Origin of the sequence: Arthrobacter sulfonylureivorans, from assembly GCF_022637435.1 — a bacterium.
Taxonomy (GTDB): Bacteria; Actinomycetota; Actinomycetes; order Actinomycetales; family Micrococcaceae; genus Crystallibacter; species Crystallibacter sulfonylureivorans.
Genome location: NZ_CP093326.1, coordinates 1,255,535 through 1,270,557, shown reverse-complemented (window position 1 = coordinate 1,270,557; position 15,023 = coordinate 1,255,535). Strand labels below are relative to the sequence as shown.

The 15,023-nt window shown below is 63.5% G+C and carries 17 protein-coding genes and 1 pseudogene; 8 read left to right on the top strand and 10 right to left on the bottom strand.

Going from position 1 to position 15,023, the window contains the following annotated elements; genetic code table 11:
* Nucleotides 1-123 precede the first annotated feature (123 nt).
* The gene (locus MNQ99_RS06210; protein WP_241914814.1) at nt 124-765 is read left to right on the top strand and encodes a dihydrofolate reductase family protein; all 642 of its coding nucleotides are present in this window, start codon (nt 124-126) and stop codon (nt 763-765) included.
* A gap of 133 nt (nt 766-898) precedes the next feature.
* Here MNQ99_RS06210 and MNQ99_RS06205 read toward each other — a convergent pair whose 3' ends face one another.
* The gene (locus tag MNQ99_RS06205; protein ID WP_241914813.1) at nt 899-1,561 is read right to left on the bottom strand and encodes a TetR/AcrR family transcriptional regulator; all 663 of its coding nucleotides are present in this window, start codon (nt 1,559-1,561) and stop codon (nt 899-901) included.
* 33 nt (nt 1,562-1,594) lie between these two features.
* Here MNQ99_RS06205 and MNQ99_RS06200 point away from each other — a divergent pair, with 33 nt between their 5' ends.
* Nucleotides 1,595-2,110, top strand: a complete 516-nt coding sequence (locus MNQ99_RS06200; RefSeq protein WP_241914812.1) for a cupin domain-containing protein — start codon at nt 1,595-1,597, stop codon at nt 2,108-2,110.
* A 37-nt stretch (nt 2,111-2,147) separates the two neighbouring features.
* Here the strand turns inward: MNQ99_RS06200 and MNQ99_RS06195 are convergent, their stop codons facing one another.
* Complete coding sequence (locus tag MNQ99_RS06195; protein ID WP_241914811.1) at nt 2,148-2,585, bottom strand: VOC family protein; 438 nt, start codon at nt 2,583-2,585, stop codon at nt 2,148-2,150.
* 193 nt (nt 2,586-2,778) lie between these two features.
* Between MNQ99_RS06195 and arfB the strand changes: the two genes are divergently transcribed.
* Together arfB and MNQ99_RS06185 are read left to right on the top strand one after the other, a co-directional pair.
* Nucleotides 2,779-3,219 (top strand): alternative ribosome rescue aminoacyl-tRNA hydrolase ArfB, encoded by a 441-nt coding sequence (gene arfB, locus MNQ99_RS06190; RefSeq protein WP_241914810.1) that lies wholly within the window; start codon nt 2,779-2,781, stop codon nt 3,217-3,219.
* Between the two features lie 274 nt (nt 3,220-3,493).
* A complete protein-coding gene (locus tag MNQ99_RS06185) occupies nt 3,494-4,078 on the top strand; it encodes a DapH/DapD/GlmU-related protein (RefSeq protein ID WP_127511233.1) in 585 nt (194 codons plus the stop codon).
* Between the two features lie 447 nt (nt 4,079-4,525).
* On the opposite strand, the gene MNQ99_RS06180 is transcribed toward MNQ99_RS06185, so the two are convergent.
* On the bottom strand, nt 4,526-5,170 hold the full coding sequence (locus tag MNQ99_RS06180; RefSeq protein WP_241914809.1) for a cytochrome d ubiquinol oxidase subunit II: 645 nt from the start codon (nt 5,168-5,170) through the stop codon (nt 4,526-4,528).
* Between the two features lie 233 nt (nt 5,171-5,403).
* Between MNQ99_RS06180 and qcrA the strand changes: the two genes are divergently transcribed.
* A complete protein-coding gene (qcrA, locus tag MNQ99_RS06175) occupies nt 5,404-6,465 on the top strand; it encodes a cytochrome bc1 complex Rieske iron-sulfur subunit (protein ID WP_241914808.1) in 1,062 nt (353 codons plus the stop codon).
* A gap of 699 nt (nt 6,466-7,164) precedes the next feature.
* Here the strand turns inward: qcrA and MNQ99_RS06170 are convergent.
* Both MNQ99_RS06170 and MNQ99_RS19010 read right to left on the bottom strand, forming a co-directional pair.
* Nucleotides 7,165-7,491, bottom strand: a complete 327-nt coding sequence (locus tag MNQ99_RS06170) for a hypothetical protein (protein ID WP_241914807.1) — start codon at nt 7,489-7,491, stop codon at nt 7,165-7,167.
* Nucleotides 7,492-7,808: 317 nt separating this feature from the next.
* Nucleotides 7,809-7,931: a hypothetical protein gene (locus MNQ99_RS19010; protein ID WP_277883606.1), complete on the bottom strand. Its 123-nt coding sequence runs from the start codon at nt 7,929-7,931 to the stop codon at nt 7,809-7,811.
* Between the two features lie 422 nt (nt 7,932-8,353).
* Between MNQ99_RS19010 and MNQ99_RS06165 the strand changes: the two genes are divergently transcribed.
* Genes MNQ99_RS06165 through MNQ99_RS06155 form a run of 3 tightly spaced genes read left to right on the top strand, consistent with a single transcriptional unit; the run spans nt 8,354 to nt 10,383 of the window.
* On the top strand, nt 8,354-9,046 hold the full coding sequence (locus MNQ99_RS06165) for an MSMEG_4193 family putative phosphomutase (protein ID WP_241914806.1): 693 nt from the start codon (nt 8,354-8,356) through the stop codon (nt 9,044-9,046).
* A 24-nt stretch (nt 9,047-9,070) separates the two neighbouring features.
* Nucleotides 9,071-9,616: a DUF3090 domain-containing protein gene (locus MNQ99_RS06160; protein ID WP_241914805.1), complete on the top strand. Its 546-nt coding sequence runs from the start codon at nt 9,071-9,073 to the stop codon at nt 9,614-9,616.
* Nucleotides 9,616-10,383 (top strand): SCO1664 family protein, encoded by a 768-nt coding sequence (locus MNQ99_RS06155; protein WP_241914804.1) that lies wholly within the window; start codon nt 9,616-9,618, stop codon nt 10,381-10,383. Before MNQ99_RS06160 ends, MNQ99_RS06155 begins: the two co-directional genes overlap by 1 nt.
* A 67-nt stretch (nt 10,384-10,450) precedes the next feature.
* On the opposite strand, the gene MNQ99_RS19065 is transcribed toward MNQ99_RS06155, so the two are convergent.
* From MNQ99_RS19065 to MNQ99_RS06135, 5 genes and pseudogenes are all read right to left on the bottom strand, one after another.
* On the bottom strand, nt 10,451-10,777 hold the full coding sequence (locus tag MNQ99_RS19065; protein WP_338423126.1) for a UBP-type zinc finger domain-containing protein: 327 nt from the start codon (nt 10,775-10,777) through the stop codon (nt 10,451-10,453).
* 411 nt (nt 10,778-11,188) lie between these two features.
* Nucleotides 11,189-12,317 (bottom strand): annotated as a pseudogene (locus tag MNQ99_RS19060) (cation:proton antiporter); the annotation flags it as partial.
* Nucleotides 12,318-12,469: 152 nt separating this feature from the next.
* The gene (locus MNQ99_RS06145) at nt 12,470-12,826 is read right to left on the bottom strand and encodes a zinc ribbon domain-containing protein YjdM (RefSeq protein ID WP_241914803.1); all 357 of its coding nucleotides are present in this window, start codon (nt 12,824-12,826) and stop codon (nt 12,470-12,472) included.
* 554 nt (nt 12,827-13,380) lie between these two features.
* Entirely contained in the window at nt 13,381-13,929 is a 549-nt protein-coding gene (locus MNQ99_RS06140) for a GNAT family N-acetyltransferase (RefSeq protein ID WP_241914802.1), read from the bottom strand.
* Between the two features lie 186 nt (nt 13,930-14,115).
* A complete protein-coding gene (locus MNQ99_RS06135; protein ID WP_338423118.1) occupies nt 14,116-14,394 on the bottom strand; it encodes a PhnA domain-containing protein in 279 nt (92 codons plus the stop codon).
* Between the last annotated feature and the right edge of the window lie 629 nt (nt 14,395-15,023).

The window sequence follows — 15,023 nt, the reverse complement described above, 5'->3', positions numbered from 1 at the left end:
CGATGAGGCCACATCGGCATTGATCCAGCAACCGGAACGCGGCTTCACGAGATCCTCCTTGACGAGCTCGGAGCCTCCAGTATGGTGATTGCAATCTACAAGCACTCATGACTTGGAGTACCGATGGCCGTTCGCGTTGACCTCAACATCTCGCTCGACGGATTCGCGACGACGACTGGGCAGACCCCCGACAACCCGATGGGCGAAGACTGGCCTCGCCTGGTCGGCGCGTACGCCGCGACCAAGACCTTCCGCGAACGCGTCTTACACGACACCTCGGGCCAGGGTACTACCGGAGTGGACGACGAGTATGCGAAGGCGTACTTCACTGAGCTCGGCGCAGAGATCATGGGCGCGGGGATGTTCGGCCTGCACCACTTCCCTGACGACCCGGACTGGCGAGGCTGGTGGGGCGACGAGCCCCCGTTCCGTGTCCCGGTTTTTGTGCTCACGCACAGCACCCGTCCGTCGATCGAAATGACCGGCGGCACGACGTTCCATTTCCTTTCCGCCACGCCGCAGGAGTCGCTCGACCGCGCGCTGGAAGCCGCCGGTGGCAAGGACGTCCGCGTGGGCGGCGGAGCGAGCGTCGTGCGCGACTTCCTGAAGGCCGGGCTTGTCGACCAACTCCACGTCGCGATCGCGCCGATCATCCTCGGCCGCGGCGTCCGCCTCTGGGACGACCTGCGCGGCTTCGAATCCGACTACGACGTCACCACCGAGACGGCCGAGAGCGGCACAGTCCACCTGACATTCCGTCGATAGGACGCAACCTGGCGCACCGGCGTTAGCGATCCGATGTGTTGCTGCCTGGGCCGACTGATCTCATCGTTGCCCTGGGCGGACGTCGAGGGCCGGCACCTTGGGTTCCGCAGACCGCGTGCGGGCAGGGAATGGGCTACCGCTGACCTTCGCCGGCCGTCGTTGCTGCCAGGGCCGTCATGGCCTGGACGGCGTCCCGATTGGAGAGCCCGTTGTCGTGGCAGAGGGACCGCCACGTCCAGAACGAGACCGCGTGGCCGACGACGGCGCACAGTTGATCGCTCCTGCCGGACGCCGGAAACGGCTCAAGCAGTGCATCGCGGAAAAACTTGTTGCGTTCCTCGAGCTCTATGCGGCGTCTGTCCGGGAGTGCATCCCAGTCGGCATAGATACGCGCGAGCATCGACTCGCCACCGCGATAAAACCGGTAGAGATCCGTCAGGCCAGCGTGGAGTCGTTCCAGCGGGTCTGGGAGCTCGGACCAAGCAGCTGGATCCGGTAGTTGCTGCTGTGACAGCCAATGCGAGGAACAGGCAGAGAACAGTGCCTCGCCGTCGGCGAAATGCCGGTAGACCGTCAGTCTCGTCACTCCGGCCCGCTCGGCGATGCCGGCAATCGTCGTCCGGGCAGGGCCCACGGCACCGTGCAGGGCCACAGCCGCGTCGACGATACGCTGACGCGTGGTGTCCACCTGCTCGGCCCGCTTAGTCATCTGATAACGGCGCGATTTGGTTGAACGCTGCTGTTCACTCAAAGCCTTGACACCGATCCCTTTGCGGTTGGACAATTCGATATACACCACTGTATATCGAATTAGAAGGGGTGGCCTGTCATGGGCGGCGAGGAGGCTCCACGGCTCACCGTCGTGCAGCCAGGGGCAGGACGCCAAGGCAGCCTAGGAAGTATCGGGGTTGTCTTCAAACTGTTCGGCGAACACACCAACGAGCAGATCTCGATCGTGGAGCACCCGTTCCCGGTTGGGGCGTTGGTTCCGCCGCACATGCACACCCGTGAGGATGAGTATTCGATCGTCTTGGAAGGCGAGATCGGATTCCGTTCCGGCGAGCGCGAAGCGGTGCTGGGCGCCGGCGGTTACATCACGAAGCCGCGCGGCGAACTGCACACCATGTGGAACGCAGGCAAGATTCCAGCGAGGATGATCGAAGTGATCAGTCCCGCCGGTTTTGAGCACTTCTTCTGGGGTGTGGCCGACCAGCTCGAAGCCGGGGCACCATTCGATCCGGAGGCCATCGGCAAACTGGCAGCCGAGTACGGCCTCCAGTTCGGCGAGGCTCCGTGGCTGCCGGACATCATCGCCCGGTACGGCCTGACTCCTCCGATGGGCTGACGGGAAGGGCCTCGCACTGGACTTGGCGAATCGGCGGTCAGTTTTTCTTCAGTTCCTCAGCAAGCATCACAATGATGCCGCTGGGACCGCGGACGTAGGTGAGCCTATAGACGTCCCCATAAGTCGCCACACCGCGAAGCGGACGGCAGCCGTGTTTCGCGGCAATCGCCAGGGCCTTGTCCAAATCATCTACCGAGAAAGCGACGCGGTGCATGCCAATCTCGTTGGGGCGAGTGGGCATCAACTCGATCGCTTGGGGGTGGATGTATTCGAAAAGCTCGAGCCGGCCGTGACCGTCCGGGGTCTGGAGCATCGCGATCTTGGCATGGTTGCCATCAAGTCCGACGGCGGTGTCGGCCCACTCACCACTGACCGTGTCACGGCCGATAACCGTCAGACCGAGGTCGGTGAAAAAGGCGATCGTTGCTTCGAGGTCGCGAACGGCGATACCGACGTTCTCCAGTTTGATGGCCATGCGCGCCATGCTAACGAGCCGGGAGTGCTGAAGAGAAGCCCCCTACCGGCCACGCGCCGCATAACTCCACCACGCTCCGTAGCCGAGCAACCTCAGGTTCGACACGCAGTCATGTGCGAAACCTGGCTTTAGCTTTGACTGCCGACAGGTACTGATCGCGGCAACCGCTTCCGGGCTGGGGGACAATAATCCTGTGGACGACCTGCATGTGCCCCCGGGACCCGGCGCGCCCCGCGGCCTCCGGGTCCCGGCGGGAGAGCTGGTCGAGCAGTTCTCCCGCGCCTCCGGCCCGGGCGGCCAGAGCGTCAACACCGCCGACTCACGTGTGCAACTCAGTCTCGATCTCGGCACGACAACAGCGCTGAGCGAAGTCCAGCGCGAACGCGCCCTCGAGCGGCTCTCCGCGAGAATCTCGGGCACGGTGCTAACTATCAGCGCCTCCGAGCACCGCTCCCAGCGACGAAACAGGACTGCGGCCAGGCAACGCCTCGCCACAGTCCTGCGAGACGCAGTGGCTCCCCCTGTCGTCCGGCGGCCAAGCCGGCCGACGAGTGGCTCGCGGCGTCGTCGGCTCGAAGGAAAACGGTTGCGCTCCGAGACCAAACGCAACCGCAGGCGCCCAACCCCCGAATGACCTGCCTGCTTGCGCCGATCTCTGGGCTCTCTCTCAGACGTTAAACCGGAACTCCACCACGTTCCGTAGCCGAAGAACCTCACATACCCACCAGCGCCAGGGGCTTCGGAGCACGGGTCCTACGGGACGGCCTCGCAGCCAGGTCGTCCCGGCAACACGTCTCGCGGCAATTCGGTCACAAGAGTTTGTCTGCGGTCGAGCAATTCAAGGGCCTCCGTTGAATTCCCTTCAGATGGGCACTCAGGTGCAGCCAAGGGAACGATATCGTGTGCACATGGCCGAAATTCGCGGACTCGACGACCTTCTGACTGCACTAAACGCCGGTGAGACGATTCCAGGAGGATCGCCGCACCATGAGGCTATGCACGCTGCGAGCCAGGAGTCACTGCGCATCACCGCCGAGCTCAACGGGCGGTACCACTCCCCCGGCGAGGTGCGGGCCCTGATAAGTGAGTTGACCGGGCGCGAGGTCCCCGAGTCCTTCCAGCTCTTCCCTCCGTTCAGCGCTGACTTCGGCAAGAACATCCGTTTCGGCTCGGATGTGTTCGTCAACAGCGGCTGCCGGTTTCAGGACCAGGGCGGGATCGAAATCGGCGATGGGTCCCTCATCGGCCACAACGCCGTCATCACGACGTTGAACCACGACATGCTGCCGAGCCGACGAGCCGACATGCACCCGGCCCGCGTCGTGATCGGCTCGGGCGTGTGGTTCGGGGCCAACGTAACGGTGTTGCCGGGCGTGACGATTGGCGATGGGGCAGTAGTCGGCGCGGGTGCGGTCGTCACAAAGGACGTGCCCGCGGGGGCAGTGGTCGTTGGGGTGCCAGCAAAGCAAGTGGGCAAGGTGTCGGAAGAGTAATTCCCTGGCCGGGAGGTAACCGTCCTGCAGGTTTAACCAAAACTGGCAGTGAATCTCGAAGCAGCGCCCGAGGCGAAGCGCGGTGTCAGCGGTTATGCGCCTGGATGCCGATTAGCCATTGCTCGTTGTGCGGACACAAAACAAAGGAGCTCAGTCGACTTCAGTCGACTGAGCTACGTTGTTGCACTGCAAAATTAATCGTTAAACATTGAAGCGGAACGCCACCACCACGTTCCGTAGCCGAATAACCTCTTGAAAATAGCTGGTGCTAACGCCTTCTCCGAGCTCCAGCGCTCAGGCCACCCCGGCCAGCCCGCCACCGAGCACCAGAACTCGCTCAGTTGTTATCCGATCTGCCATCGTCCAGTCGATACCCCGGTCAATGGCTCGCTTGCGTGCCACCTCGTCAGTGAAGTCAGCACGGACGACCCCGGAGCCCCGGTCGGGCTAGTCGTCGACGCCTTCTTCGGGAAGCAGTCCGCGCTGGTCGAGCACGTACAACAAGATGAAGGCCGGCACGATCAGCAGCACAGCGAGACCGGCCGCGACCAGCACGGCCGTGATCGTGCCTGACGGCGCAGCGGCCGCCGAGACCGTCAGCGTTTCGGGCAGCAGGTAGTCCCACTGTGCGACGCCCCAGGCCAGCACAAGGGCGCCGGCCGCGGCGATCGCAGCCAGCCGCCCTCCGCGGTGGGGTTGGCCTCGGAGCAGGAGAAGCGCGCCGATCCCGGCGACCGCCGAGATGATCACCAGCGGCAGGGCGCGTGAGGTGAGTCCTCCGAAGACGTAGCTGGCTTCGCTGCGTACGACGAAAAGACCGACCAGCGCGACGGCTCCAGCTACCGCCCCGGCCGCCACGGCGCGGACGCGGAAGTAGCCGACCATCGCCTCGTCGGAGAGGCGACCGGCATCCCAGGTGAGCAGTACCGCGGCGACGTAGGCCGTCACGGATACGGCGAGCAGACCCATGACGACCGACGTCGGGTTGACCCAGCTGTGCAGCGGATCGCCCGCCCGACCGCCGGCCGGAACCTGGCCAGTACTGCAAGCCCGCTTCCAGTACTGACCCTGCTGGTCCTGGTAGGGGCGCACACCCAGCCCTAGCGCCCGCGGCTTCCCGCGAGCTCGCGTTGGGGCCGGCGGCCAACGTTAGCGCCTATCCGCCTCCCTGTTCGCAACCTCCCCACATCGCCTTCACGATCCGGCTGGCCCAGCGGTGATCCTAGATCTTCCGTCCGGTGGCTCGCCCAGTGGTCGCCGGGGAAACCATTGAAATAACACAGACGCACTCTTAGAGTCATAGATGGGGAAGGATGAGAGGGATCATGGGCGACCATAGTGACCGGAACCCGAACACCCTGGACACCACTGCTACGGCTGGCCAGGGCCAGGTGGAGAAGTTCCAGGATCCTGGACTACCTCCCCACCGCCCGCGCCTTGCCGATAAGGATCCCCGGGCCGAAAAGCGTGCCGAGCGACAGGTTGCAATTCTCTTCGCAATTTCAGTGATCGGAACCCTGCTTTTCTTCGTCGGGTACTTTGCCATCCCCTTGGATGAATCCACCACGATTTCCACGCTGCGCCTACAGAACTTGCTGCTCGGCATGGGCATCGCCTTCTCGATGCTCGGCATCGGCGTCGGCATCGTGCACTGGGCGAAGACCCTGATGCCGGATCATGAGGTGGCCGAGGAACGCCACGAGGTCCGCACCGAAGAGGACCGCGGGGACGCGGAGCAGATCGTCGGCCAGGTCCTTGACGAGTCCGGCATCAAGCGCCGGCCACTGATCCGCAACACCCTCATCGGTGCCGGGGCGCTGGCCATCCTGCCGGCCATCGGCATCTTCCGGGACCTGTCCAAGAACCTCGACCCGGAGGTCCTGGGACATACGCTGTGGTCCAAGGGCGTCCGCCTCACCCGCGACCCCGAGGGCACGCCGATCAAGGCCTCGGACGTGACCTTCGGCGCTATCTTCCACGTCATCCCCGAAGGCCTGAACGAACTGTCCGAAGGCAAGCTCGTCGAAAAAGCCAAGTCAGTGGTCCTGCTCGTCCGGCTGAACCCGGCGGATCTGCATCCCAGTCCCGGCCGGGAGGACTGGGCCTACAACGGCATCGTTGCCTATTCCAAGATCTGCACGCACGTCGGCTGCCCGGTGGCCCTGTACGAGCAGCACACCCACCATCTGCTCTGCCCTTGCCACCAGTCCACCTTCGACGTGACGCAGCAATGCAAGGTGATTTTCGGCCCGGCATTCCGACCGCTGCCGCAACTGCCGATCACCGTGAACAGCGAGGGCTACCTGGTCGCTCGGAGCGACTTCCATGAACCTGTCGGACCGAGCTTCTGGGAACGTGCTCTGCTGGTCAAGGAATCCGGCCGCTAGATCTTCCCGGGCCATTGGTCCTTCAAGTTCGGCGAAGTGGCCGCTCCGCGCGTGGTCCCATGCTGAGCTTGTGAGGCAGGCGGCAAACGTCAGGGCGTGTCGCCTAAATTCCTTGAGCCGGATTGTGATGGCTCGGAGAATGACTCCGCCGCGGTAAGCCAGGCCACGGCACCGTGTCCTGGGTGGCCAGGCCACGGCAGCGCAAAAGGATTGGCTAGAGCTTCACACTTCAAGGTGCCCTGAAAGCCATTTTCGCAGTCCGAACGACGGAATGTCGGGGACCTGACAACAACGCATCCCAGTCCAGGACAGAGCCTCCGTCGGCGGAACTCGAATCAGCTAAACATTCAAGCGGAATTACACCACGTTCCGTGACCTACTTACCTTTGTAGATCGGACAGATCACGGGAGCGTGCGACAGGCCGGAGCACGGATGAGATCGTTCACGCATGATCGGAGTCCTCATCCCCATTTTCCCGAGAATCTGACTTCCCACGCCGCGGTTGCGGGTCAGACTCGCAGGCGCGTCGAAAGTCACCGGTGAACACCGCTCAAACCGCACGTGGCTCCATGGACTGGCCGCCGTGTAGGGCGTCAACTTTTCAGCCGTATCTAACATGTGCTGGCAGTCCCCGGCCGGGTGGGTGCGGATCTTGTGCAAGGGAACGCCTTGCGGCGAATCCCGGACCGCACTGTGCTCTAGGGCAGGAGTTTGTAGACGTCGACCACTGTCTCCTCGGGCATGGAGGTGAATCCTCCCTGGATGCCCTCTTGGAACCGCGGCATAAGAATATTGTCCCGGAACTGTTCCCAGCTCTCTTTCGATTCGTGAACCGCCATGACCGTCCATCCACCCGGGGATGCCCCGGCGGCATGGAAAATCTGCCCGGCAGGCATCCGTCCCTCGCCCGGATGCACTGCGGCAATTGCCGCCTCGTACTGCTCCTTGGTGCCTTCCGGGAAGAAATGCACGATTCCATAGGCCGAACTGTCCATGGCTGCTCCTTCGATGGTGGGTCCTTTCATGGTGGCCCCTTACGAGGCCGAAGACAACGGACCGGGGTGGAATGCTGCTGCAACCCGGGTAGCCGTGGCGGTCGGGAACCGTGCCACGGCTACCCGGTGCCGTTCTGTGAATATTTGGTCGATGTCCCACCACGGAACTGACCCGCAAAGCCTTTCGCTACGAGATCGAGCAGCGCTAGGCTGTCATCTTGTTCGCCAGTTCGTGCTTCTCCGGGCTGACCTCCACCGGCAGGTTTGGCCTGACATTCTTGTCGAACCAGGCGTCGTGCTGCGTGGCCGTCTCCCAAATTTCCACAACGGTTATTCCGCCTTCGCTCTCATAGGCGTAATGGGCGTTGAATCCGGGGGGTGCCCATGAGTTTGTCCCTGAGAGCGGCGGCGATGCCTTCGTACTGTTCCCGGGTCAGGCCGGGCACAAGATTTTGGACGAGAACAGTCATGGCGAACTCCTTTGCAGGCGCTGCCGGCCGGGCGGACGGACCCCGCGGACAGAGCCGGCACAGCCGAAGCCTACGCCGGCAGCCCCGGCTGCGACAGGGCTGAGTGGTGCTGCGCTGACACCGTCGTACAGGGGCGGTCACAACCAGGAAGTTACTCACCTGTAGATGAAGACAGGCCCATTTTCTGGGTCCGACCCGACGACGGATTCTGTTTGGGTCGACAGCCCCCAAAAAGCGCAGCGCCGCTAAGAACACGTGTTCTTAGCGGCTATCGCAAAAGGTCTCAGGGAAGATCGGGAATTACACCGAATCGAAATTCAGCCACGTTCCGTAACCGAATAACCTCTTATCTCGGTGCCTGATTTCGGCGTAGCGAATGCAGCAGAGCGGAGACGGCGGCAGCAGGTCGTTAGGCTGGGTGGATGGCGACAGTTATTCTCGTGCGGCACGGCCGCACCACAGCCAATGCCACTGGACTGCTCGCCGGTCGGGCCGCCGGCGTCTGCTTGGATCAGGTCGGGCGCGACCAGGCGGCCCTGACCGGAGAACGGCTCGCGGCCGTGCCCGTAGTCGGGGTGGTGTCGAGCCCTCTGGAGCGTTGTCGGCAGACCGCCCAGTTCATCCTCGATAGCCAGGCTGGCTCGCCGTACGCGCCGGTCGATCCGGCTCTCACCGAGTGCGATTACGGCCAGTGGCAGGGCCGCACGCTCAGTGATCTCGCCACCGAGGATTTGTGGCCGGTTGTGCAGTCGCAACCGTCCGCCGTCGTTTTTCCCGGCGGTGAATCCCTGGCGGCGATGCAGGCTCGGTCGGTGGCAGCGATTCGACGCCACGATGCAGCCTTCGAGACGGAGTACGGGCCGGACGCCGTGTGGGTGGCGGTGAGTCACGGTGACATCATCAAGTCAATCCTCGCCGACGCGCTCGGTATGCACCTCGATCTGTTCCAGCGTATCTACGTGGGCCCAGGGTCCGTATCGATCGTGCGCTACGGCGTTGGTCGACCAAGCGTCTACGCGACCAACACCGACGCCGGGGATCTGTCGTGGCTCTCGAACGGCATCCACTCTGCCGATGCGCCGGTGGGCGGCGGTGCCGGGCAGCAGGCGCCATGAACCCCTTGTGCCTAAAATACTGACATGCCTACACGTGTTCACGAGTTTGCCTGGCCTGATCGGGTCGTCGTTGGCACCATTGGCCTTCCGGGGGCGCGTGCGTTCTATCTGCAGGTGCGTGCGGGCACGCAAATCGTGAGTATTGCTCTGGAGAAGCAGCAGTCGGCTCTGCTCGCGGAGAAGATCGACGAAATTCTCGACCAGCTCATCACCGTCGAGGGCAACCCCTTCAGCGTTCCCACGAGTACTCCCTTTGAACTTGTCGACAACGACCAGCTCGAGGCAGTTCAGGAGCAGTTCCGCACCGGCTCCATGAGCTTAGGTTGGGACCCGACGACCGCGCAGGTCGTGATAGAGGCATACCCCATCACCGATGCTGAAGACGACGAATCGATTGACGGGGACGGGGCTAACGCGGCCGAAATGCTACTGGTGCGAATGCCGGTCGGCACCGCCCGTGCATTCGCCAAGCGTACCCGCGAGATCGTGGGCGCCGGACGTCCGACGTGCCCGCTCTGCGGTTACCCCATAGACGCCGACGGGCACATCTGCACCCTTCCTGAGGCCTGATGCCAGCGTCTGACCTGGTGACCACCGAGCTGACGCTCACCGGCCGCATCACGACGGCTTCAAATGCAACATTTCTGGGCAGCATCGGCGACGTGGTGGTCGTCTATAAGCCGATAGCAGGCGAAAGTCCGCTGTGGGATTTTCCCCGCGGCACCCTAGCTCACCGGGAGGTGGCCGCCTACATGGTCTCGCAGGCCTTCGGCTGGGACGTCGTGCCGCACACTTGGCTGCGCGATGGTCCGATGGGCGAAGGAATGGTGCAGCTCTGGCAGGAGCAAGACCCCGCCCAAAGCGCCGTGAACCTGGTCGCGGCTGACCAGGTGCCGGAGACGGGCTGGAAACACGTTCTCAAGGGTCGAGACGAGAACGGACAGGTGATCGCCCTCGTTCACGAAGACTCGCCGGCGCTCAGACGCATGGCCGTGTTCGACATCATCGTCAACAACGCCGACCGCAAAGGCGACCACATTCTTGCCATGACGGACGGACACCGGCACGGCGTGGACCATGGCCTAACCTTTCACCGTGACCACAAGCTGCGCACGGTTCTGTGGGGATGGCTGGGAGACGCTCTCACCGCCGAGGAGCGCGACGGCGTAGATCGTGTCAGCGAGGGACTGCACGGTGAGCTGGGCCGAAACCTGGCGGAGTTGCTCAGCGACGAAGAAATCGCATCGCTCGCCACGCGCTGCGCCCGGTTGCGCTTGGCAGGGCGGTTTCCGGCTCCGAGCGGTGAGATGTCTGCGGTGCCCTGGCCGTTGTTCTAATGCACCGGCCTCGAACGATAGGCCGGACCTGACCAAATACTACTAGGCGAACGCTTAGCTGCGTGCCTCAGCCCAGGACGTCGTCGACATAGCACCAGCGCCACGACTCACCCGGTTCGACGCTGCGCATGACGGGGTGTCCCGTCGTGCTGTGGTGCCGGGCCGCGTGCAGGCCGGGGGAAGAGTCGCAGCACCCGACGTTGCCGCATTCCAGGCACAGGCGCAGGTGGACCGGAGTGGTTCCTTCGGCGTGGCAGTCGAGGCATTGTGGGTCGACCGGAACCGGCCGGTCCGGTGCCTGGCCCAGGTGCCCGCAGCCGTTCGCCACCTCTTGCGGTACGGCCAAGAACGCCTCGTGGCGGGTGCCGCAGTCGCCTATCGCGGCGTCGAGCATTGATTCTTCGACATCCAACCGCTCCAGCACCTCATCCACGACCTCGGCAGGGTAGGCACCCGTTCCGCGAAGTTCCAGGACTTTGGCCCGTTCGGCCTCCAGCATGGCCACCCGCAGCTGCGCATAGCGGTGGCTCGGGGTGCGGATTTCGGTTTCCGGCCGGCCCAGCCGCTCCCAGGCTGCCAAGCTGCGTTCCTCGGTCCGCCGCTGCAGCATGGCCAGGACTTCCGGCGGATCCTCAGGCACAGCGGCCGTGCGCAGCCTTTCCAATCCTGCTGCAACGGTCTGCTGGAGCATCGAGGCTTGGGTCAGCGCGTCCTGCCCGGGGTCCGGACCACGCAGGCCCAGCCTCCGCACCAGCCAGGGCAGGCTGAATCCCTGCAGCACCAAAGTTCCGCCCACTACGGTCAGCGCGGTGAGGACGAGGACCTGGCGGTGGGGTATGTCCTGCGGCAGGACCAGGGCCGCGGCCAGGGTCACCACGCCGCGCAGCCCGGCCCACGAGACAACGGCGGGTACCTGCCAGCCCGGCGCCGGGTCCGATCGTCTGATCCGCGGAACCAGGCGCGGGAGGTAAATGGTGGGAAATACCCAGACCGGGCGCAGGACCAGTACTGCCAGGAGCACCACCGCGCAGGTCCACCAGGCATGTCCGATGCCGAGCGGGTCAGCGTTCGCGGCATCGATGATCGACCGCACCTGCAGCCCGATCAGCAGGAAGACGGAATTTTCCAGCAGGAACTGTACGGTGGCCCAGTTGCTGCGCTGGCTCAACCGGGATGCACCGCCGGGCATGGCGGGACTTCGGGTGCCGATGATCAGTCCGGCGACGACGACCGCCAGGACGCCGGAGGCATGGATTTTCTCGGCCGGGATGAACGCCACGAAGGGAGCGGCCAGCGACATTGAGGTATTGATGGCTACATTGCGCACCCTCCTGCGGATCTGCAGCAGCAGCCAGGCAGCAGCCGATCCAACCGCTGCTCCGCCGGCCACCGCGAGCAGGAACTCCAGTCCGATCTGCAGCAGGGTGACACTGCCGGCTATCGCGGCGATCGAGGCCCGGAGTAGAACCAGTGCTGTTGCATCGTTGACTAGCGACTCCCCCTCAAGGATGTTCACGATCCGCCGCGGCATGCCCACCCGCCGGGCGATGGACGTGGCGGCCACGGCGTCGGGTGGCGCGACCACGGCGCCAAGGGCAAACGCGGCCGGCAGCGGGACGTCGGGCAGCAGCCACCAGTCCGATGGTGACGGTACCGAAGATCACGTAGCCGACTGAGAGCAGTCCGATCGACCGCTTATTGGCCTGGAACTCCACCACCGAGGTGCGCAGTGCTGCCGCATAGAGCAGCGGCGGCAGGATCCCGATCAGGACGATGTCCGGAATCAGGACCACCGGTGGAATGAAGGGCAGATAGGATCCCGCAACGCCGGCCAGCACCAGCAGGAGCGGGACGGAGACTTTCAACCGGCGGCCGAGCGCGCTGACCGCGCAAACCACCACCACCAGGGCCAGCAGACTGACTGCGACGTCCATGAACCAATTCTGGCAGGATGCTCCGGGTCAGCGGTGAGAAATCTGATGCATTAAACCAAGGAGACGCTTCCCAAACGGAAATCTGGAAGCGCCTCCTAATCGGTTTTAGACATCAAACGACGAAACCCCTATCCATGGGGAATGGCCGCGGGTCAGAGGACCTTCTTCACAACGCTGGACTTCAACTGCATCCGCCCCAACCCGGGAACGGTCGCATCAATGTCGTGATCGCCCACGCCGTCCTCAATGAGCCTGATGCCGCGCACCTTGGTGCCGACCTTCACGACACCGCCACCGGCGCCCTTGACCTTAAGGTCCTTGACGATCGTGACCGTGTCACCATCGGCGAGCACATTGCCTACGGCATCCTTGATCGAAGCGGTCTCATGCGTGGTCTCCTCCGAGTCTCTTGACCACTCATGCCCGCACATCGGGCACACCAGCAAGGGGCCCTGCTCGTAGGTGAACGCCTCGCGGCACTCCGGGCAAGCCGGCAGACCGTCAGACATTGAAGCGGAACTCCACCGCGTTCCGTAGCAGAATAACCCATGGAGCGGGCTTTGAAATTGCGGCGGAGGCCAGGTTCCCGTGTCCCTCCGCAACAACGCCTGCAGGCCTTTCCCCGAGAACCGGCTCGCTGGCGACGCCGCAAGGTGGGTGAGGCGTCCATCCAGCGATTCCACGACAAAGGCGCCTTCCCCGTGGTGTGCCAGCGCCTTTTGGACCACTTTTTCCCACTTCACAAGGGTCAAATGTTCGCGACCTCATCGCGCAATGCCCTCCGTTCGATGCGCAAATCATAGTGCGACTGCAGGTTCATGCAGAACAAACTTGCGGTCGCAATAGGCGTGCCGACGCGTATCTTCAACGATGCTTCTGTCTATCGAAAGCAGGTCCTTCACTGGGCGTTTACACGAATGTTTGAGCTGACCTACCCACCAATCGTTCCAGGTAGTCCTGCGTTCGAACAACGGAGCTCGACCACGATCCGCCACATGACAACTCGCCCGTTAGGTCGACAAGCGGCCGAGAGTGGGCCAAGAACTTGCAGAAGCCTGCGAACTCAGCCCGCCCAGTCGCGCCTGAGCAAGCCGTACACCCAGGAGTCAGACACGTCGCCATTGACGATGCAGTCCTCGCGCAATGTCCCCTCGCGTACGAAGCCGAGTTTCTCAAGCACACGAGCCGAGGCCACGTTGCGTGTATCAGTCTCGGACTGAACCCGGTTGAGATCGAGACTGCCGAAGGCCCAGTGCAGCAGGACGCGCGCTGCCTCCGTGGCGTAGCCGCGACCCCAAGCCGCCTCACTGAGGCAGTACCCGAGGGAGGCGCTGCGGAAGTCGGGATTCCACCCGTTGAAGGTGCACCAGCCCAAGAAGGCGCCGTCAGACTTGCGCGTGATAGCCACGCGTGCTCCGCTGCCTTCGTCCGCCATCTGTCGGCAGCCATTCATGAAGCGAGCGACCCGCGATCGGTCGGTCCACGGTGGACTGTCCCAATAGCGCAGCACTCCGGCGTTGCTCTGCAAGGTGAAGAGGTCGTCGGCGTCGGCATCGGTGAAGGGGCGCAGCAGCAGGCGCTCGGTCTGCAATGTCGGGGTCGGCAGAGACATGCGTGCCACTCTGCCATATTTTGGGAGATCCGGAACGGCGCCTGCACGAGCAGGATGTTGGTACTCGCGGCCGAACGGGAATATCCGGGTTGGTGCCAAAAAGATCGAGATCGCCGAGCACAAGGCACAGCGCACCGTCTGCTCGCAAAGGTTGCGGGCACCGAGGCCATTGCGAATGGCCGCGGGTCAGAGGACCTTCTTCACCACGCTGGACTTCAGTTGCATCCGCCCAAACCTGGGAACGGTCGCATCAATGTCGTGATCGCCCACGCCGTCCTCAATGAGTCGGATGCCGCGCACCTTCGTGCCGACCTTCACGACACCGCCACCGGCGCCCTTGACTTTGAGATCCTTGACGATCGTGGCTGTGTCACCATCGGCGAGCACATTGCCGACGGCATCGTTGATCGAAGCGGTCTCGGGCGTGGCCTCGGCCGAGTCATTTGACCATTCATGTCCGCACATCGGGCACACCAACAAAGCGCCCTGCTCGTAGAGGTGAACGCCTCGTGGCACTCCGGGCAAGCAGGCAGACCGTCAGCCATTGAAGCGGAACTCAACCACGTTCCGTAACCGAATAACCTTTTTGACGGCTACCATTCTGTCCGATGCCCACGAAGTTGGATTGCTGCCTCACGGTCGATGTCCGCGATCCGTTCCGCCTCTTCGAGCGAGCTCAGCCTCTGTGTGAGATCGCCGGTGCGTCGTGGTGGGGTCGCAGAGGCGGTCGCCGACGTTGCTGAACTGGCAGGTCCTAGAGGCCGATAACGGCGCTTACGGAAGCCAGTAGATCCTGGAGGTGCTGCCGCTGATAACGAGACGGGACCTGCGAACAGTTATGAACTTGATGTGAGGCCGGATGAGGGCCGCGGCGGTGACGGGTGCTCGGCGCCCTCAAGCTGCACCGCATTTCGCGCGCCCTTAGTACGGTGAACATCCGCTGAAGCAACCTGACAGGGATGGACACACTAACCCTCAAAGCGCAGGAGCAGCGCAAAATGACGTTCCGCCAAGGCACTGCAGGCTGCCGGAAGCCGACGGTGCTGCAAGTATGTGTGCTGGCCCAAACCGAGCCGGTGCGAGTGACGCAGCTG